The organism is uncultured Nitrospira sp. (assembly GCA_902500695.1).
GTDB lineage: Bacteria > Nitrospirota > Nitrospiria > Nitrospirales > UBA8639 > Nitrospira_E.
Genome location: CABVRQ010000019.1, coordinates 1 through 20,524 on the forward strand (window position 1 = coordinate 1; position 20,524 = coordinate 20,524).

A 20,524-nucleotide genomic window follows, 5' to 3' on the forward strand; every position below is an offset into this window, starting at 1 on the left:
GTTCACCCCACGGACACCGACACCATGTCTTCACCAACCACACCCGTCGATATTAAGCCTGCTCCGGAAGCCGTTACTCCCGTCGAGGCCTGTACCCTGGTCATTTTCGGTGGTTCCGGAGATCTCGCCCGCCGCCGGCTTATCCCGGCCGTCTACAACTTGCTACTCGACGGACTCCTGCCGGCCAAGTATGCCGTTATCGGACTGGGCCGCAAGCCCATGACCGACGACGAATTCCGCAGTCTGGTCAAGGAAGGGATCGTCAAACATTCCCGGCAGGCGCTGGTAGAGGACACCTGGACCACATTCAAAACCCACCTGTTTTATATCCAGGGAGAGAACGAAGATGCGCAGACCTACGCCACACTCCGCGCGAAGGCCGAAGAGGTGGAGCAGGCGATGCAGCTCCCCGGCAATCGTATTTTTTATCTGAGCATTCCTCCCAGCTCGTTCGCGTCTGTCTGTGAAGGATTGGCCCAAGCGGGGCTGGCCACCTCAGCAGCCACCGCCTCGCCCTACTCGCGGATCATCGTCGAAAAGCCGTTCGGGCGCGACCTGGCCTCGGCGCGCACACTCAACTGCGTCGCACGTTCTGCATTCCCGGAGGACTCGATCTTCCGCATCGACCACTTCCTCGGGAAAGAAGAGATCATGAATATCCTCTATTTTCGCTTCGCCAATTCGTTCCTGGAACCGATCTGGAACCGCAACTGTGTGGCCAGCGTGCAGATCACGATGTCCGAGGAATTCGGCGTGGAGGATCGCGGTGCGTTTTACGAAACCGCCGGCTGTCTGCGTGACGTCATTCAAAACCATCTCTTTCAGATTGTCGCCCTGCTGGCGATGGAAGCGCCAGCCTATCAAGGCTATGGCGGGGTTCACAGCGAAAAAGCGAAGGTGTTTCAGGCCATGCGTCCTCTGCAGCCGGACGACGTAGTGCGCGGCCAGTACACCGGCTACCGGAAAGAGCGCGGCGTGCCGAAGAACTCGGACGTGGAGACGTTCTGCGCCCTGCGGTTATTCATCGACTCGTGGCGCTGGCAGGGGGTACCGTGGTACCTGCGATCGGGAAAATGCCTGGCGACTACAGCGGCTGAGGTCCTGGTGGAATTAAAGCCGCCTCCGCAACGCCTGTTTGACGATTCACAACCGGCGGTCGGACGAGCGAATTATCTGCGGTTTCGCCTTTCCCCAAACTCCGCCGTCGCGCTCGCCGCGCGCGTCAAGCGCGCAGGAAAGGAGTTCATTGGCGACCAGCGAGAGCTGTATCTGCTGGAAGAGCAATCGGGGAAGGAGGGGCCCTACGAGCGGCTATTAGCTGACGCCATGGCCGGCAACGGCGCGCTCTTTACGCGTGAGGACGCGGTGGAAGCCGCCTGGGCGGTGGTCGATCCGGTCCTGAAGACGCACCACCGGATCCGGCCCTATAAACGGGGCACCTGGGGGCCGAAAGAGGCGGATGCGCTCATCGCAGCAGACGGAGGCTGGCACAACCCTTTATCCGAGTGGGCAAAAGCATGACGGCGCCGGACAAGGTCGTCTTCCTGCTGGATGTCGACAACACTCTGCTCGATAACGATCGCATTGGCATCGACCTCGACCATCATCTTGTTCAGGAGTTTGGCGAGGAGAGCCGGAATCGCTATTGGGAAATTTTTGAAGCGCTACGCCATGACCTCGGCTATGCGGACTATCTGGGAGCTTTGCAACGCTACCGTGTGGAAACCATGAATGACCCGCGGTTGCTATTGATGTCTTCATTTTTGGTGGACTATCCGTTTGCGACTTGCCTATTTCCTGGGACACTCGAGGTCATCGCCCATCTTGGACGTTGGGGCCAAACGGTAATCCTGTCGGATGGCGACGTGGTGTTCCAGCCGCGCAAGATCCAGCGATCAGGATTGTGGGATGCGGTCGAGGGCCGCATGCTGATTTATGTGCACAAGGAGCAGATGCTCCAGGACGTCGAGCGGCGGTACCCGGCCAGTCATTATGTCATGGTGGACGACAAGCTGCGTATTCTGGCGGCCATGAAACAGGTCTCGGGAAATCGTTTGACAACCATCTTTCCCCGCCAGGGGCACTATGCACAGGATCCTAAAAACGTCACGGCCTATCCCACGGCTGACATCACAGTCGAGCGCATCGGCGAACTGGTCCAGTATGATCTCACCCCCTTGCTCGGCCTGTTCGATGACGTACAGACAAAATAGGTTGCATCATGAAAATAACCCGACAACAGCATGATCTCACCCAGAGTCTTTGCGAGACAACTGATCTATCGCCTTTTTATCTGAAATCATAAAATGAATCACACAATATTTATGATGACGAAAATTCATTCGTTGGCAGGAAAACCGTCCGGGCCAAAACTGATGGAGGCCTCATGAGCAAACCGACACCGGCCAACTACCCCTTCGAGAATCGTCTCTCACGGGAAATCGAGGGGTTCGATTCCCTGGCGGAACTGGCCCTGGATATGCGCTCGTCATGGAATCATGCGACCGATGAAGTGTGGCGGCAGCTTGATCCCGAACTATGGGACATCACACACAATCCCTGGGTTGTCTTGCAGACAGTCTCGCACGACCGGATCAAACATGTGCTGGCCGATTCCGGTTTTCGCAAAAACATTGATAGTCTGGTGCAAGCCAGACAGCAGGCAGTAGAGTGTCCCGCCTGGTTTCAGCAGAATCATTCGCAGACGGCCCTGACCTGCGCCGCCTATTTCAGCATGGAATTCATGTTGAGCGAAGCGTTGCCCATCTATTCGGGCGGACTCGGTAATGTCGCCGGCGATCAACTCAAAGCCGCCAGCGATCTGGGCGTGCCGGTGGTCGGGGTGGGACTACTCTACCAGCAAGGTTATTTCCGTCAGGTGATCGATACGAGCGGGAGGCAACTAGCCCTCTTCCCCTATAACGATCCGGGACAATTGCCGATCAGACCCCTGCGGCAATCAAATGGAGAATGGTTGCGGTTGGAGATCGCCCTACCCGCTTACTCCATCTGGCTGCGCGTCTGGCAGGTCCAAGTCGGCCGGGTAAACCTCTACCTGCTGGACAGCAATGATGCGGCGAACTTTCCTGCACATCGAGGAATTACCAGTGAGCTGTATGGGGGCGGTCCCGAGCTGCGCCTCCAGCAGGAATTGCTTCTCGGAATCGGCGGATGGCGCCTGTTGGGGGCGCTGGGCATTCAACCGGAAGTCTGTCATCTGAATGAAGGACATGCGGCGTTTGCGGTTCTGGAACGTGCCCGCAGTTTTATGCGGGAAACCGGACAACCCTTCGAGGTAGCCCTAACCGTCACCCGGGCGGGAAACCTGTTCACCACTCATACGGCGGTGGCCGCGGGCTTCGACCGATTCCGTCCGGCACTGATTGAACAGTATCTCGGTGGGTATGCCAAGGAGAAGCTCGGAATTTCGCTTCATGATTTGCTGGCCTTGGGCCGTCAGAACCCGGACGATTCGGTTGAATCATTCAACATGGCCTATCTGGCTATCCGGGGCAGCGGGGCGGTGAATGGCGTCAGTCGTTTGCATGGAAAAGTGAGTCGACATCTCTTTGCGCCGCTCTTTCCGCATTGGCCGGAAGATGAAGTGCCGGTTGGATATGTGACGAACGGAGTCCATATGCCAACGTGGGACTCAGCCCCGGCAGATGATCTGTGGACAAAAATCTGTGGAAAAGAGCGGTGGCTGGGGACGACGGACACGCTGGAGCAGGACATGCGACAGGTCTCTGACGCCACGCTTTGGCAATTTCGCATCGCCGCCAGTCAGGCTCTTGTGACATATGCTCGTGAGCGCTTGTCCAAACAACTGGCAGCTTCCGGCGCGTCGCCTGAAGCCATTGATGCGGCGAAGTATCTCTTTGACCCCAATTCATTAACATTGGGTTTTGCGCGGCGCTTCGCGACCTACAAGAGACCGAACCTGCTCCTGCACAATCGGCAACGATTGCGCGTCCTGCTAACCAATCCGGAACGCCCCGTCCAGCTCATCATGGCCGGAAAAGCCCATCCTGAGGACCGGGATGGACAGACATTGATCCATGAATGGATCACATTCATCCGCCAGCCGGAGATCCGCCCCCACATTATCTTTCTGAGCGACTATGACATGCTGTTAACGGAGCGCTTGGTACAGGGAGTGGACGTGTGGATTAACACACCCCGACGACCCTGGGAGGCGAGCGGAACCAGCGGCATGAAAGTACTCGTCAACGGCGGACTCAATCTCTCGGTGTTGGACGGATGGTGGGCGGAAGGCTACTCGCCTGAAGTGGGATGGGCATTGGGCGATGGCCAAGAACACGGCGACGATCCCGCTTGGGATGCGATTGAGGCTGACGCGCTGTATGATTTGCTCGAGCAAGAAGTGATCCCGGAGTTTTACACCAGGGACGGGAACGGCATTCCCACCGCATGGATCAACCGGATGCGGGAAAGCATGGCGCAGTTGTCCCCGCGTTTCTCCGCCAACCGCACCGTGCGCGAATACACCGAGCAACGCTACCTCCCTGCGGCAGCGGCCTATCAGACACGCGCCGCCGATAAAGGCGCCGCCGGGCCACAGATACTGAATTGGCGGCAGGCACTGGAACATGAATGGGCCGCACTACGCTTCGGCGAGGTGAAGGTGGAGACTCATGGGGAGGAACATATTTTTGAAGCTCAGGTCTATCTCGACGATTTGGATCCGGAGACTTTGCGGGTCGAGCTATATGCGGACGGCGTGGACGGCCAGAGTCCACACCGGCAGAAGATGAGTGACATCCGGCCATTGGCGGGATCAGTTGGCGGCCATGTCTACCGCGCAGCGGTGCCTGCGGCTCGCCCGGCAAGGGACTATACAGCGCGCGTGATTCCGCACTTCGACGGGGTGGCGATTCCCCTGGAAGAGGCTCACATCCTCTGGCAGCGTTGATTACTTCGTTCTAAGAATATTGATTTCTGGAGGCACCCATGAAAGCAGCCAAACTCATCGTACAATGTCTGGAGAACGAAGGGGTGGCATACATCTTCGGTGTGCCGGGCGAGGAGAATATGGATTTGATCGAGGCCCTTATCGGCTCTTCCATCTGCTTCGTCATGACCCGGCATGAACAGGGCGCAGCCTTCATGGCCGACGTCTACGGCCGATTGACCGGCAAAGCCGGCGTGTGTCTCTCCACGCTGGGGCCTGGCGCAACGAATCTTATCAGCGGCGTGGCTGATGCCAACATGGACCGTGCGCCAGTCGTCGCCCTGACAGGCCAGGCTGACCGAGACCGGTTGCATAAGGAATCGCATCAGCATCTTGACATCGTTTCTCTGTTTCGCCCGGTGACCAAGTGGAACACCACCTTGCCCATTCCCGACATCATTCCGGAAGTCTTTCGTAAGGCGTTCAAGCTGGCACAGTCCGAAAAACCAGGCGCCACACACATCGAAATTCCCGAAGACATCGCCTGTATGGAGACTGAAGGCCAGCCGCTGCTCGTACAATGGCTCCACCCCGGCGGAGCTGCACCCGAACAAATCGACAAGGCCAGACGCATTATTGCGGAAGCCAGGCACCCGATCGTGCTCGCAGGGAACGGCGTCATTCGAGGTCACTCCTCCGAAGCGTTGGTGCGATTCGCCGAAAAGATGAACATTCCAGTCGCCACCACATTCATGGCCAAGGGCGTCATTCCGGATACCCACCCTCTCTCGCTTGGCGCCATTGGACTGGAGACACTGGACTATGTGAACTGCGAATTCCTGGAAGCCGACGTCGTCATCGCGATTGGATATGACATCGTGGAATATGCGCCCCATACCTGGAACCCCAACCGCGACAAGAAAATTGTGCACGTGGACCTGTCGTCCGCCGAGGTTGACTCATCGTACATCATCAAGGTCGGGGTGGTGGGCGATATCACCTCGTCACTTGAAGCGCTGACGGATCGGGGCGATGCGCATGCTGCGACGCGTAGCTCACGGTATCGCCAAATGCTTCGTGATGAATTAGCACAGAGCGATCGGGACACGTCCTTCCCACTTAAGCCCCAAAGAATTCTTGCCGATCTGCGTTCGTCGCTGGCCCACGATGATATCGTGATCTCGGATGTTGGCGCGCACAAAGTCTGGCTGGGGCGCCTCTTTCCGTGCTTTCTTCCCAACACCTGCATCATCTCGAACGGGTTCGCCGCCATGGGCATTGCCCTGCCCGGCGCAGTGGCGGCCAAACTGGCGCACCCGAACCGCCGGGTGGTTGCAGTCACCGGTGACGGAGGATTCCTGATGAACTCGCAGGAATTGGAAACCGCCGTGCGCATGAGTACCCCCTTTGTGGTGCTCGTCTTTAACGATGGCGGCCTCGGCCTGATTCGGTGGAAACAAATGCAGCAATTCGGCAGGTCGGCATATGTGGAATTTAACAATATGGATATCGTGAAATATGCGGAAAGCTTAGGCGCGAAGGGCTATCGCATCGCATCGGCAGAAGAACTGGCTCCTGTCCTTCGCACCGCCTTGAGCGCCAACACCCTGTCCATCATCGACTGCCCGGTGGATGCTTCGGAGAATTTACTCCTCACACAAAGACTCGGCACCCTCCCCTAGATGCCTGAGGTTCTACGATAAACACATCTGCGCGTCCCCGGCTTGCTGGCCTCCATGCCGATGCCGGATCATCAACCGCATGGACTTAGAATGCCAATGGCCACATGCCTGATGTGGGGAACTTGTTCTCGCAACAACGTTCCCCAGTCCACGAATCGGCCAGGAAACGAAGGACCAATACATCATACCCGGTTAGTGCTAAGTAACTTCCACCGAAAAAAAGACTGGCCAGAATAAGAAATAACCAGGGAATGTTATGGAGATGGGTGAGAACTTCTTTAAGATGAACTTCGGCTAAAATATGGTGGAGAGCAATCAAAGCACCCCCGGACAGAATTAGGCGCAGCCCCATGCCGACATATTGCCACTTTTTCATTGGTGAAAAAACGGAGGACATGGGCACAAATCGCTAGTTTATAACTTTAAAAAGGAAAGCGACTTCTGGCCTCTTCCGTCCTATACCATTTAGAGAGGAAGCAACCAATAAACTTTGCGGAGAAATTTTCAAGGATGTGATAGCAAAAACAGGCGGATATCATACGGCATGATTGGTAGTTGTGGTATGGAGATTTTTTTCGCTGAAAAGGATTGAAAACCTCCAAGAAAAAGAAGAGGGCTTCTTCGTTGAAGAAGCCCCCTCTTACCTCTCGCTCTCACTACATTAACGGTTAGACCTTAACATTCAAATACAACGCCCCTTTCCCGCGATGAATAAAGATCAACGCGGATGAATTTTCCTTCAAGAGAGACACCACCTTCACGAAATCTTCTTCAGAACGGACTGGCTTTCGGTTGATTTCACTGATCACATCGCCCTGAGATAGTCCGGCCCGTGCAGCATAACTTCCCTGGGCGACATCCATGACGACCACGCCATTGACATTTTTTTCCAATCCCAATTGTTGTGCGATGCCACTATCCAGATCTTGAACAGCCACTCCGGCGAGGGGTCCTTCCTTTTCCACAGGGCTGGCCTGTGCCACCTGAGTGGGATTAGCTTGTTCACGAATCACGGTCTTCACGGATTTTTTATGACCATCTCGCATCACCACCATGCTCACTTCAGACCCCACTTCGGTCCTGATGACATGATGCTGCAGGCTGCGTGGATCCAATACCGGTTTCCCCTGGAATTCCACAACCACATCTCCGCGTTGGAGACCGGCTTCATCTGCGGGACTCCCCGGGACGACATTTGTGACCAGAGCCCCTTTGGTTTGATCTAATTGAAAGGACTGTGCAAGATCGGCACTTATTTCCTGTATGCCGACTCCCAGAAAACCTCTGACAACCTTGCCGGTGCTGATTAAACCTTCGTACACCGGCTTGGCAAGATTGGTGGGAACCGCAAATCCCACGCCTTGGTAACCTCCCGACTGCGAAAAGATTGCCGTATTTATTCCGACAAGTTCTCCTCGCGTATTCACGAGCGCTCCGCCGGAATTACCCGGATTGATGGCGGCATCGGTTTGAATGAAATCCTCATATTGTGTAATCCCCATTCCTCCTCGACCCAGCGCACTGATAATCCCCATTGTGACAGTGGAGTTCAATCCAAAAGGGTTGCCGACCGCCAGAACATATTCGCCTACACGAAGATTTGAGGAATTCCCCCAAGGAACAAATGGAAGATCCGTAGCATCAACTTTTACCACGGCTAAATCTGTCTGAGGGTCAAGACCCACAACTTTTCCGGCAAACTCGCGCTTGTCCGGAAGAGTCACCGTAATTTCCGTGGCACCATCGACCACATGGTCGTTGGTCAGCACATATCCATCACTGGAAATAATGACACCGGATCCGGCTCCTTGCCCTTCCGGAGCAGGAGGCCCACCTCGCCTGTTCGGCATTCCCGGCATCTCCGGCATTCCTGGTATACCGAAAAATTCTCTCATCGGATCAGACGGCACTCCCGACATAGGAACCGGTGCTTCTTTTCGAACCGTAATATTAACCACCGCAGGTGTCACCGCCTGAGCAATATCAGCAAATCCTCCTTTATCCATATTTGGAAGTGAACCAACAGATGCAGAAGGTGCGGGCTGGGAATTTGCTGCATGAGAATGAAACGGCATGTTCCAGGACCCGAGCATCAGGATGCCAGCCAGAAAGCCGATGCCAGCCAGACCCGCCTTCCCTGCGTTATTTCGGGTCAAAGAAAAATAGCGATTTTTTGTGACCATGGACATCCCTCCTTGATAATTAAGAAGACCCCCTCAATGTGATTTTGTATACACATCCTAGCCCCCCGGGATAAAAGGGAGATTAAGGGGCCATTAATTTTCACTAATCTTTGAAAAAGGTCTCTCCTCTTCCATGCCTCTTGGGAATGTAAGAACCGGTTGGGCCGAAGGATCGGGCGTTCAGGAGTTGGCGGATATTTGATTATTTTCGGGTATCAGGATTCACTCATGACGTATTGCCATAGTGGCACCACAACGAATCACCGGCCAAGAAAACAACTTGCCCGTGAGAGAAAACCTCGATTCATTCAGGGATCAGAATTCGATTCTGACGGAGAGGATTCCATATCAACATCACATGGAGTCGCATTCGGGAAGGTTCCCCATGCCGGCTTTGGTGGGATGGTGGGTATTCTCCCGGTAACACTTGGAGCTTCTCTATGAGGGATTCATGGCACGGTAGGAATCTTTGTCTCAATCATTCAGGCGGTGGAGGCCTCAGATGAATCACTCCGGATAAAGGCATGGTCACTGAACCCGAGACCGACGACGATTAAGGAACGGAAGGTGTGGTTAAATCATTATTCACGGCGTTATTGTCCGCGTGGACATCGATGCCTCCGGCGGGTGGTGGTTTGTCGAGATCGACATATTGAAAGGTATCGAAAGGTTGTATTTGCTCGTCGGCAGGCAACTGGTTCCGATTCCAGCCTCCTCCGAGGGCACGGACGAGCGCAACCGAGGATCTCAGCAGTTCGGCCTTGATCTGCACGGAGTCGATGCGTGCCGTGAGCGTGGCGACTTGCGCATAAATGAGTTCAAGACTGGACGCTAGGCCTCCCACATAGAGTTCCATGGTCAGATTTTGCGTTTTGAGTGTGGCTCCGACTGCGGCGTCCTGCCGATTGGCTGCATGGGTGAGCCGGTTGGTTAAGCTCAAATTATTCTCGACTTCGCGAAAGGCGTTCAAAACGGTCGAACGGTAGCGGTCTTCCGTCTCGCGATAGGCAGACCAGGCCTGCTGCAATTGGGCGCGCCGATATCCACCCTGGAAGAGCGGCAGCGAAACAGTGGACCCATAGGACCAGAAACTACTGGCGAGCTTGATCAGACTGAAACCGGTATCTTCGAACCCGCCTCCGGCCGAGAACCTCACATCTGGGAAAAAGGCGGCACGGGCGATACCGATGACCCGGTTAGCCTGCGCCATCTGGCGCTCCATCCCGGCGATGTCAGGCCGACGTTCCAGTAAAGTGGAAGGGATGGTCCGGGGAATAGCGAAATCCTCCACTCGAAGGTCATCCACCGGCTTGATCGTGAAACTGCTGGGTGCCATGTTGACGAGAATGGCGATGGCCTGTTCCGTCACCTGGCGTTGGCCTTGGATCTGGGCTAATTTCGTCTCCGTACTGAACAGCAGAGATTCGACGCGGGCGACATCGAGTGCCGACGCGATCGCGCCGGCGAACTGGGCCTTGATGAGGTCGAGTGATTCTGTGTAGAGGGCGATCGATTGGGAATAGATCGCATCCTGGGCGTCGTATCCCCGGAGCGTGAAATAGTTTGCCCCGATTTCGGCCTGCAGGCTGAGTCGCGCGAGTCCATAGTCGGCGGCCCGCTCCTCAGCCCGGTAGAGTTCGGCGCGGGTAGCATTGCGAAGCGCGGACCAAAAATCCGGCTCCCAGGAAGCAAGCCCCCCGGTGGTAATGGCCACTTCACGGTTCTCCTCCCCATTGCCGCGAAACAGACTATTGTCGGATTGCCTGTTGTTCGAGGCACCGAACCCCAGACCGGCGTGAGGCAGGTACTGGGACCTGGCCCTCATCATCACATCACGAGCCTGGACGAACCGCTCGGCAGCGGCCTGCAGATCAGGATTGGCCGCCATGGCCTGTTCTTCCAGACTGTTCAGGATGGGATCGTTAAACAATGTCCACCAATCCGGGCGTAATTCATCATCCGATGGATTCGCCTCGACGAAGGGACTGGCTCCACGCCATGAAGCGGGGACGACATATTGAGGCGGTTCATAGGTGGGAGCCAAATCGACGGCCGGAAACCAATTACAAGCCGGCAAATTGAGGATCAGCACTAACAAGCCGTAGTGCCACCACACACGAGCCGGAAGGATGCGCGAGGCGTCCCGTCCCGGGGGGAAGCGGTTTCCCATTATGTGTCGAGAGACTCTCATGGTGAAGAATGTACCCGTGATGCCGTAGACTCCATGGGCGCAGGAGCGATATTTGGTGCAAGAACTTTCGGAGACGGTGGAACTTCCATGGACGCGGGAACTTCCATTGGCACAGGACCTTTCATAGGCGCAACAGTCTCCGTTGGTGCGGGCGCGTCTGTCCCAAGGAGGTCATAACCAGGCGCCGGCGTCACGATACGCACCATGTCTCCTTCAAGCAATGCCGCGCTCGGGTTGTTCACGATGCGGTCGGTGGTGGAAACCCCCTCTGCGACTTCGACAGCGCTGTCGAGGAGTTTGCTCACGATAATCGGGTTGAAGCGCACTCGGTCATCCTCTCCCACCACAGCCAATTGTGTGCCGTGCTCCTGGAAGACCAACGCGGTGGACGGAATCATGAACACTTCCCTATCAACCGGCGCGGTGAGGTGGACCTGGGCGTAGGAGCCGGGCCAGAGGGCTCTGTCCTCGTTTTCGATCGTGAAGATGGTGATCGCGGTGCGTGTGCTGACGTCGAATCCACGAGCGACGGTCAGAAATTTCGCAGTGAAATGACGATTGGGCAATTGCGGCACCGTCACATCGGCTGTCAGGCCGGGCTGGAGGAAGGGGCCGAACGATTCCGGCACGGAGACAAAGAGGCGCAGCATACTCACGTCAGCCACGGTAAAGAGATTGCTGACGGAGCCGGGGGAACTGATCGTGCCTTCTTTGTTCACGTAATCACCGACATTAATGTTACGAACGGTTACCACACCATCATAGGGCGCAACAATGGTTTTGAATCGAATCAGCGCCTCGAAGTTCCTGACGTTCTGCTCTGCTGCCCGGACCTTCGCCAATTCGGCTTTCGCCTCTGCCATCTTCACCGAGATCGACTGTTCGGAGACTGCATGATTTTTGCGCAGGGCCAGCCAGCGCTTGGCGGTGATTTCGGCGAGGGAATAGATGGCGCGCACCGACTCATAATCCGCTTTGGCCTGTGCATATTGGGCGTCGAGGGCCGGCGCGTTAATTTCGGCAAGAATATCGCCCTGTTTCACCAGCCCCCCGTAGTCCTTGTACCACATCTTCACATAGCCAGAGACCTGCGCATAGATGGGCGCCTGAAACCAAGCCTGAATATTGCCTGGGAGCGTAATGGTCTCGGTCGGTGGCACCGGCTTGGCGTAAATGACCGCCACGGTGGGGACGGCATTTTCGTGCGTCTCCTCGCGTAGCAATGAGGCGTCACTTTTGCTCTCATAAGCACGATAGCCGAGGTAGAGGACACACAGAAGTGCCGCTGCGATGACCATGAGCCTTCCACGTAGGATCTTATTCATTATATGTATGGTCCTTCTGACGAGCCGCTCGCCTGTTATACACAATTGCGTAGACGCAGGGCACGAAAAATAGGGTAAAGAGGGTGGCCATGAGCAAGCCGCCGATGACGGCCCGACCCAGCGGCGCATTGGCAGAATACCCTGTTGCCATGGGGACCATCCCGAAAATCATGGCCGAAGCCGTCATGAGCACCGGACGGAAGCGGGTCGTTCCGGCTTCAACCGCGGCTCGCAACGCGTCGCCGTGCTCTTTGAGCTGGTCACGCGCATAGGTCACCACGAGGATAGAATTGGCGGTTGCCGTGCCCATGGTCATGATGGCGCCCGTCAGCGCGGGTTCCGAAAGACGCGTATGGGTCAGAAATAATGCCCATGCGATGCCCGCCAACGCGCCGGGCAGGGCCGTAATGATGATGAAGGGATCCAACCAGGATTGGAAGTTGACGACGATCAGCAAATAGATCAGCGCGACCGCGACGAGAAGTCCGACGATCAGCTCGAAATACGCGTCGTGCATCAGGGAGGCCTGTCCATGGATTTCGAGCGCGGCGGTATGAGGCATCTCGTCCTCCATGTCCTTGGCAATTTTTTCGACATCCGCCAGCACACCGCCGAGGTCTCGCCCTTCGGCAGAGACATAAATGTTGAATAGCGGCATAATGTTCCCATGCGTGATCACGCCAGGCGTGCCCGTCGCGGTAATGTCTGCCAAATTGCCGAGGAGCTGCACCTCCTGCCCATCCGGATCCTTAGAATTACTTGAGGACTGGACCGGGATGGTCTTGAGACTATTGACGCTGTTGACTTGGGGCTGCGGCGTATAGACATTGATCAGGTACGACATGCCGGTACTGGGATCGAGCCAATAGATTTGGTCGGTCTGTTGGCTCCCGGCAGTTGTCATGAGTACGTTGTCGGCCATATCCTTCAAGGACCTGTTAACCCCGAGTCCGAATGTGCGATTGCCTTCGACCATGAGGGTCGGCGTAGCCATTGTCTGCTGGATCACCACGTCCGCGGCGCCGGGAATTTCGCGAAACTTGCCGACCAATTTTCGGGCATACTCGAAATTGGGGTACATGTCCGGGCCGTTGATTTGCACATCGATCGGCGCAGGCGCGCCGAAATTGAGAATTTTTGCGGTGAGATCGGACGGCTGGAAGGTGAATTCGGTTCCCGGATAGCGTTCCCTCAGGCCCTTGCGGAGAATTTTCCGATATTCCCACACCGGTGACTTTTCGTCCTTCAAAAGGATCGTGAGGTCACAATCCTGGGAGCCGATTGTCGGCGTCGGAATGAAGGCGAGGTTGTGCGGTCCGACCGGCAGGCCGCAGTTACTCACGATATTTTCAACCTGACCAGGCAGCAATTCCTCGATGCTGTTGGAGACAAGCGTGGCAATGCGTCCTGAAACCTCGATGCGCGTCCCGAGCGGCGCCCGCATATGCATCGTCATGATGTCGGACCTGATCTCGGGAAAGTAATCCCGCCCAAGGAAGAAAAAGAGGGACAGGGAACTCACCGCGATGGCCAGAGAGATCGTGACGAAGATGCGACGGTTGGCGATCGCCTGTTCGAGCAGCGAACCGTAGCCCCGGCGGAACTGATTGAAGCGACGTTCGAACCCATTCTGAAAGCGGACAAAGATATTTCGAGAGCCTTCCGCGCCTGCTTCTCCGTGAGGTTCATGCGGCTGCGACATGGTGATCCTTTAGCATATATTTGGCCATGGTCGGCACCAGTGTGCGTGAAAAAATAAAGGAGGCGAGCATCGCAATAATGACCGCCTCCGCCATGGGCTTGAAGAGGTAGCCGGCAACGCCGCCGAGTTCAAAGAGCGGGAGCCAGACGATCGCGATGCAGAGGGTGGCAACAAAGGTCGGGACAACGATCTCATTGGCAGCGTCGATGATAGCCTGTTCAAGCGGTTTGCCCATTTCGATATGACGATCAATATTTTCGATCATCACGGTCGCATCGTCGACCAGAATGCCGACGGCCAGCGCCAACCCGCCCAAGGTCATGACGTTGATCGTTTCTTCGAGCAGATGTAGGCCGATGATGGCGGTCAGGATGGACAGCGGAATCGAGGTCCAGACGATGACCGTGGCCCGCCATGAGCCGAGCAGCAACAGCACGATGAGGCCGACCAGCCCACCCGCCATCAGCATTTCATGCAAGACGTCCGCGATCGAATCTTTCACGAAGGTCGAGGCATCATTGACGAGCTTGATTTCCACGCCCTCCGGAGAGATTTGCTCGGCGCGCGGGATCATCTTCTTGATCCCATCAACGACATCGAGAGTCGAGGCCTCCGTGCTTTTCATCGCGACAAGGATGACGGTCTGTTTGCCCTTCACCAGGACCGAGTTTTGTTGTACCCGGCCCATGAGACGCACGGTGGCGACGTCGCGCAAGTAAACAAACGCGTTGCCCTCCCGCTTAATCGGGAAATCGGCGAAATCCTCAATCTTCAACGGTGACGCGTTCGTCATAACGATCCAATCGGTCTGCTTGATCTTGATGTCGCCGGACGGCAGCACGAGGTATTGCTGTTGGAGTGCATTGTGAATGTCCGCCGGAGTGAGCTGACGGGCGAGCAGTTTCTGCTGATCGAGGTTGACCATGACCTGCATGTCCTGGCCGCCGTAGGGGTGCGGTAGAACGATCCCGGGTACCGTCACGAGCAGGGGGCGGATTCGCATGTAGACAAGATTGTAAAGTTCCGCAGGTGTCAGGTGGTCGGAGCTGATTTGGAGCATGGCCACCGGAATGGAAGATGGAGCGAGGCGCATGACCATGGGCGGCGAAATATCGGGCGGCAGCGCCTTGACGACGTTCTGCGCAATGCCCACGATATCCGCTTCGGCCCTACCGACGTCGACATCGTCCTGGAGAAAAATATTTGTGATGCTGCTGCCGAAGTAGGAATGGCTATGGATGTACTTGATGCCTTCCACTGTGGAGGTTAGAAAGCGTTCGAACAGATACGTGATGCGCCCTTCCACTTGCTGCGGGAGCATTCCGGAGTAGATCCAGACTACGGAGGTAACGGGAATCGTGATATTCGGAAAAATGTCGGTCGGCATGTGCCGCACGGTGTTGGCCCCCAACAACACGATGAGGATGGTCATGACGACGAAGGTGTAGGGGCGCCGCAGGGCAATGAGGACGAGCTGGTTCATGCGCGAAGCCTCCCAAAAACGGTTTGAGTTTCTGTCAGGTTGGATGCCATTTAGCTAAACGACCTCTAATGGGTTTTGTGATCCGGGTTTCATAACTTACAAACATTCCCATTAGCCCCCCAGCAAAATCCTTACCAAATCGAAGTAGGCATCCAGGTAGCCCACAGCGTAGGCCACAGCAGTTGATTGGCGCGGTGTCGACCCCCCATAGCCCTACGACGCAACTGTTGAGTTACGTATGTAGGTCAGGATTCCGCGTGGATTTTTGCACTGAGCGCACCGTGCGCAATCTCACAATTCAGGAAGACGGGTGAGCTATGCTCTTGGACAAGAAGTCCTAGAGAAATGCTTAGAAATAGGAAGATTCTGTCGCTTTCCTACAGAACAATCGAAGGCTAACGCAAGTGGTATTCATCTTGCTGTTACATTAAAACCAGTTGTGCAGGAGGCCTCACAAAGAACACCAGGCCTGATTGATAATTGATTCAGCCTCACTTATTCATTTCTCGGATTAAGACCTTCTAACGTATAGAGGTCGGAAAGTGGAGAACCATGACGGGAGTTAGAAAACTGGGTATGGCAATAGCGCTGGTAGGTGGCATCCTCGGTGTCGTGGCAACCGGAGGGCCTGTTCAGGCTGAACCTCTGACCATTGGGGCTGCTCCAAGTTTAAGGGCGGCATTACAAGAAATTGTGCCGATGTTCGAGAAAGAATATGGTGCAGCCGTAAAGGTCGTGTACGGTCCCTCGCAAACAATGCGCAAGCAAATTGAACAGGGAGTTGCGATCGATGTGTTTCTCCCTGCGGCGGTGGAGGAAGTCGAAAAACTCCAAAGAAATGGACTGACTCTCAACGGAGGGCCTCGGATCTATGCGCAGACGAGTCTCGTACTTGTCATGTCGGCGACCTCACGCTTCATGCCGGTCGCCTTTCATGAAGCGCAGCCCAATGGAGGGATCCGCATGGCTCTTGGCGATCCGAAAGCTTCGTCGCTGGGAGAAATCACGGTTCGGGCACTCACCAAGCTCGACCCTGCATATAAGAGCCGGTTCAAGCTACTCCAAGCAGAAGATGCTGAGGATATCGTGAACTTGATTCACACGGGGAAGGCGGACATGGGCATTGTCTACCGCGTGGATGCAATCAACAACCCTTACGTGCGCATCATCGATGAAACTCCAGCTCGGACACATATACCGGTCCAAGTCGGGCAAGCCGTGGTGTGGACCTGTCGGAAGGCATCCTTGAAGGTGGCGGAGGGTTTTTCCGATTTCATCATGAGTCCCCGCATACAAAAACTCCTACTCAAATATGGCTTTGATTATGGCTTTGATTCCGTGTCATCGAATGGATGACGAGGGGTCGCCGAAAAGATCAATGGCGCTCTCACCATCTCTCATCTTGCCGGAGGGATGGGTCATGCAACACTTCCTTCGGAAAAAGCGTATTCTGCGTGGGTCAAAGGAGGGAACGAAGTTCGCTTTGGTCCAGAAACCAGAGTACCCCTGCAACCCCACTTAATATGAGCGACTTCATCTGTGCTCTGGAATCCGGTGGAGTTCCGTCAAGACTCGGATCGAATGCAGAGGCAGCAGCCGACGGAACAGGAAGCGGGATGAACCGCGGGAAGTGCGCGGCCTCTGAGATGGCGCTTCGTTATTCCCTCAGCGTGCCCCATGTGTCGTGTGACCTTAGACCTGATTTCGTTCCCCCTTCACCAACAAGGTCCTCCAATTCCCCTTCAGGATCAGTCCAAACCCCAGAGCAGGAGTGCCGCGACATTCCAGAATAACCCAAATCAATGAACTCCATCTGCGCCGAGCCTGACCTTCCCCCAGAACGCCCGATACGCGCAGGCTTGATAGACAATAAGCAGACCGAATCCGACGAGAAACCACCAGAGGCCGATCTGCATGCCATAGACGCCGGCGGTGGCGTTGGTCACGGTCAAGCTATTGGCCGGCTCACTCGTCGCAATCAGGATATTCGGATAGGACCCCCAAGCTGTGCTGGCCAGCAGTGTCAGGATCAAGAGACTTGTCGCAATAAACGCTCCCGCATCCCAATCGCGCCTTCGTATTTCAATGGCCCACAAAAGGCTCCCCACGGTGAGAACGGGAAAGACGAATCCGAGGGGATGGGCGGCATAGTTGAGATAGAATAAGGGCTGGACAAAGGGAACGGCCGTCAAGGCCAGCGCGACCAGAATCACCACGACTGAACCCGTCACCCAGGCCGTACGTCGCGCCCGTTCCCGCAACCGGCCCTCCGTTTTCATGGCCAGAAAATTGGCGCCGTGCATGGCGAGGATCGCCGCGCTTGCGGCTCCCATGAGTATGGTGAACCAATCCAATATGCCCGGCTCCGGTCCTGTTAGGAAATTTGTCCAGAGCGCCACGAAGAAATAGCCTTCGGGATTCAAAGGCACGCCGCGAATGAGGTTGCCCAGAGCCACGCCGAACACGACAGCCAGGAGGAAGCTCGCTCCGGAAAACGCCACATCCCAAAACTGCCGCCACAGTGCGTGATCCACATGCGAGCGGAGTTCGAGCGCAAGTCCACGGGCAATCAGCAGCCACAAAACCAGATGCAAGGCCAGATAGAAACCGCTGAACCCCGCCGAATAGGCCTTGGGAAAGGCGAAGAATAACAGACCACCTGCAGCGATCAGCCACACTTCGTTGCCGTTCCAAATGGGGCCAATGGCGGCCAACGCCGCACGCCTGTCCGCATCAGTTTTCGCGACGAAGCTATAGACGATGCCCAGGCCGAAGTCGAAGCCGTCAAGGACAACATAAATCGCCAACATCAACGTGACGGCAACATACCAGAAGGTTTCCATCGTACCGGTTCCTACGGGTTCGCGGACTCACGGAACGGGCTTGCCGGGCCATGTCTGATTGTTTCAGCCATCAGGAATAGGAAGAGCAGTCCCAACACGAGATAGATCCCGAGATATCCGAGCAACGTAAATAGTGCGTTGCCCGAATGTACCAGCGGTGAGACACCGTCAGCCGTGCGGAGCAGACCATACACCAGCCAGGGTTGACGGCCGAGTTCGGCGGTCATCCAGCCGGCCGTGGTGGCAAGATAGGGAAACGGGGCGGCAAGCATGAGCAGCCAGAGCAACCAGTTCGCGGTAAACAATCGCCCTCGCCAAAGCCAGAGCAGCGCCAGACCCATGACCGATACGAGCATGGTTCCGAGCCCGGCCATCACATGATAGGCATAGTAGAGCAGCGCCAGATTATCGGGCCATTCTGCACGTGGAAAGGCGTCGAGCCCTTTCACCTTGGCATAGAGTTCGTCAAAGAGCACCATACTTAACGCATTCGGCACGACGAGCGGATTATCGATCGTCATGGTTTCAATGTTCGGCTGGCCGATGAGCACCATACCCGCGCCGCGCTCGGTCTTGAAGAGCCCTTCGAATGCGGCGCCTTTGACCGGTTGGTGTTCAAACACCTGCCTGGCGTTCTCGTGGCCGGTCGGGAAGATCATCAGCGCAGTGGCGATGGCGCCGGTCACCACGCCCGTGCGGAGGAATGTCTTGGCATACTTCACATGCAGACCGGACAGGAGATAGAACGAACCGATCGCCGCCATGACAAATGAGGCGGTCACGACCGCGGCGGTCATGTTATGGGCGAATTGCCAGAACAGCCAGGGATTGGTGAGCAGACCGGAAAGACTGTCGACGAACAACCGTCCGTCCGGGGCCCTTGTATAGGCGACCGGATGTTGCATCCAGGCATTTGTCGCCAGAATGAAATAGCCGGAAAGCCAGGACCCGAGAAAGAGCATCAGCGATGCAGCCCATTGCACCAGACGGCTGAATCGCCCCTCGCCAAATAACATGATGCCGAGAAACGACGATTCCAGAAAAAATGCAAACAGGCCTTCCATCGCCAGCGTTTGGCCGATCACCCCCCCGGCGAAGTTGGAAAATTTCGCCCAATTGGTGCCGAATTGAAATTCCAAGGGAATGCCGGTCACGACACCAAAGGCAAAACTCAAGGCAAAGATCTTTGTCCAGAACCGGGCGACCTGATGATAGTGCTCGTCACCCGAAACGAGCGCACGGCTCCGCAGGTAAAGCAGGAGCAAAGCCAGCCCGATCGTCAATTGCGGAAAGAGATAATGAAACGTGACGGTGAAGGCAAATTGCAGGCGGTCGTAAAGTAACGCGCTGTCCATAGAATTCCTTCAAACTGAACTGTAACCTCTCGAAACGAGAATCTGCCGGCTGAAAATCGTCCTCTAGCAAGCTAGTTCTTCACTCAACGGTGTGGTCATCGTAGCAGATCCAGCAGGTGGAGTGGAGCGACTGGGGTGGGTGGCCCAGAATCCACCCCATACGCAATCAGTTTGCCAAACATGTTGATACCTTGTGCGGGAAATTTCGAGCAAGGCCGTCCCACAATTGCTGCTTATACACGAACATACCGCCACAGTCTCGGATGCCGTGAGTCAACCGCTCGTCTTGGGCTATTCTGATGAAGAGTATCTTGGGCTCAAGATTCTGGCCCACTTCTTACCTCAGAAATTAGGAAAATCACCCACATGAATCTGCGTTGAGACATTCAAATAATGTCGATACAATTCCTACTGATGAAGACATATGTTCTTCCTTATGGGTGGAAACCTTGTTTGATGGTTGGGACTGGATCCAAAATATATCAAGCCATATTTGCGCCCATGCGCCAGATAGTAACAGGGACGTCACGTGGCATCCTTTATGTAGACACGGAATAGGGAAGAGCCTCAGGCCAACTCACAATCCCACTCCCCAATACGACGCCATTTATTTCTCCCGATATGCCGAGTATGGTTGTGCCCATAACGACGAGCTGGGAATGGTATCCCTGCCCTGCTTGTTCTAAACGGGATTGCATCCCATCAAGGTCAGGAAGTTAATATTCCTGTAATCGCCTTCTCAATTCATTAGCATTGAGTCTGCTCATTATTCGAATATCGTATGGCGATCCCGGTAAGTGACGTGACAGTATAATCGTAGGGAATCGCCATACCTCCACCGTAACCCA

12 protein-coding genes are annotated in these 20,524 nt (G+C 55.5%); 5 read left to right on the forward strand and 7 right to left on the reverse strand.

All coding sequences use genetic code 11. The features are described from left to right. The 4 genes from zwf to AAH187_RS06945 form a co-directional block, all read left to right on the forward strand. Window positions 1-1,521, forward strand: a 1,521-nt coding sequence (zwf, locus tag AAH187_RS06930) for a glucose-6-phosphate dehydrogenase (protein ID WP_342347714.1), incomplete at its 5' end; no start/stop codon positions are given. Next, window positions 1,518-2,213, forward strand: a complete 696-nt coding sequence (locus tag AAH187_RS06935; RefSeq protein ID WP_342347715.1) for an HAD family hydrolase — start codon at window positions 1,518-1,520, stop codon at window positions 2,211-2,213. The genes zwf and AAH187_RS06935, both read left to right, overlap by 4 nt. 173 nt (window positions 2,214-2,386) lie before the next feature. After that, window positions 2,387-4,933, forward strand: a complete 2,547-nt coding sequence (glgP, locus tag AAH187_RS06940; RefSeq protein ID WP_342347716.1) for an alpha-glucan family phosphorylase — start codon at window positions 2,387-2,389, stop codon at window positions 4,931-4,933. Window positions 4,934-4,971: 38 nt separating this feature from the next. Next, entirely contained in the window at window positions 4,972-6,594 is a 1,623-nt protein-coding gene (locus AAH187_RS06945) for an acetolactate synthase large subunit (RefSeq protein ID WP_342347717.1), read from the forward strand. Between the two features lie 668 nt (window positions 6,595-7,262). Here AAH187_RS06945 and AAH187_RS06950 read toward each other — a convergent pair. From AAH187_RS06950 to AAH187_RS06970, 5 genes are all read right to left on the reverse strand, one after another. Next, on the reverse strand, window positions 7,263-8,777 hold the full coding sequence (locus tag AAH187_RS06950; protein WP_342347718.1) for a DegQ family serine endoprotease: 1,515 nt from the start codon (window positions 8,775-8,777) through the stop codon (window positions 7,263-7,265). Window positions 8,778-9,330: 553 nt separating this feature from the next. Continuing rightward, window positions 9,331-10,947, reverse strand: coding sequence for an efflux transporter outer membrane subunit (locus AAH187_RS06955; RefSeq protein WP_342347719.1), 1,617 nt, complete (start codon window positions 10,945-10,947; stop codon window positions 9,331-9,333). A gap of 17 nt (window positions 10,948-10,964) precedes the next feature. Then, a complete protein-coding gene (locus AAH187_RS06960) occupies window positions 10,965-12,266 on the reverse strand; it encodes an efflux RND transporter periplasmic adaptor subunit (protein WP_342347720.1) in 1,302 nt (433 codons plus the stop codon). 19 nt (window positions 12,267-12,285) lie between these two features. Next, on the reverse strand, window positions 12,286-13,995 hold the full coding sequence (locus tag AAH187_RS06965) for an efflux RND transporter permease subunit (RefSeq protein WP_342347721.1): 1,710 nt from the start codon (window positions 13,993-13,995) through the stop codon (window positions 12,286-12,288). Further along, a complete protein-coding gene (locus AAH187_RS06970; RefSeq protein WP_342347722.1) occupies window positions 13,979-15,478 on the reverse strand; it encodes an efflux RND transporter permease subunit in 1,500 nt (499 codons plus the stop codon). The genes AAH187_RS06965 and AAH187_RS06970 overlap by 17 nt, the downstream gene beginning before the upstream one ends. 576 nt (window positions 15,479-16,054) lie before the next feature. On the opposite strand from AAH187_RS06970, the gene modA reads away from it, so the two are divergent. Further along, window positions 16,055-16,834, forward strand: a complete 780-nt coding sequence (modA, locus tag AAH187_RS06975; protein WP_342347723.1) for a molybdate ABC transporter substrate-binding protein — start codon at window positions 16,055-16,057, stop codon at window positions 16,832-16,834. Between the two features lie 443 nt (window positions 16,835-17,277). On the opposite strand, the gene cydB is transcribed toward modA, so the two are convergent. Further along, on the reverse strand, window positions 17,278-18,321 hold the full coding sequence (gene cydB / locus AAH187_RS06980) for a cytochrome d ubiquinol oxidase subunit II (RefSeq protein ID WP_342347724.1): 1,044 nt from the start codon (window positions 18,319-18,321) through the stop codon (window positions 17,278-17,280). Between the two features lie 11 nt (window positions 18,322-18,332). Continuing rightward, window positions 18,333-19,676, reverse strand: coding sequence for a cytochrome ubiquinol oxidase subunit I (locus AAH187_RS06985; RefSeq protein ID WP_342347725.1), 1,344 nt, complete (start codon window positions 19,674-19,676; stop codon window positions 18,333-18,335). Window positions 19,677-20,524: the final 848 nt, after the last annotated feature.

Bases quoted from the DNA above. Each gene is read 5' to 3' on its own strand.
- AAH187_RS06935 (WP_342347715.1), top strand. From the start codon at position 1,518: ATGACGGCGCCGGACAAGGTCGTCTTCCTGCTGGATGTCGACAACACT.
- glgP (WP_342347716.1), top strand. From the start codon at position 2,387: ATGAGCAAACCGACACCGGCCAACTACCCCTTCGAGAATCGTCTCTCA.
- AAH187_RS06945 (WP_342347717.1), top strand. From the start codon at position 4,972: ATGAAAGCAGCCAAACTCATCGTACAATGTCTGGAGAACGAAGGGGTG.
- AAH187_RS06950 (WP_342347718.1), bottom strand. From the start codon at position 8,777: ATGGTCACAAAAAATCGCTATTTTTCTTTGACCCGAAATAACGCAGGG.
- AAH187_RS06955 (WP_342347719.1), bottom strand. From the start codon at position 10,947: ATGGGAAACCGCTTCCCCCCGGGACGGGACGCCTCGCGCATCCTTCCG.
- AAH187_RS06960 (WP_342347720.1), bottom strand. From the start codon at position 12,266: ATGGTCATCGCAGCGGCACTTCTGTGTGTCCTCTACCTCGGCTATCGT.
- AAH187_RS06965 (WP_342347721.1), bottom strand. From the start codon at position 13,995: ATGTCGCAGCCGCATGAACCTCACGGAGAAGCAGGCGCGGAAGGCTCT.
- AAH187_RS06970 (WP_342347722.1), bottom strand. From the start codon at position 15,478: ATGAACCAGCTCGTCCTCATTGCCCTGCGGCGCCCCTACACCTTCGTC.
- modA (WP_342347723.1), top strand. From the start codon at position 16,055: ATGGCAATAGCGCTGGTAGGTGGCATCCTCGGTGTCGTGGCAACCGGA.
- cydB (WP_342347724.1), bottom strand. From the start codon at position 18,321: ATGGAAACCTTCTGGTATGTTGCCGTCACGTTGATGTTGGCGATTTAT.
- AAH187_RS06985 (WP_342347725.1), bottom strand. From the start codon at position 19,676: ATGGACAGCGCGTTACTTTACGACCGCCTGCAATTTGCCTTCACCGTC.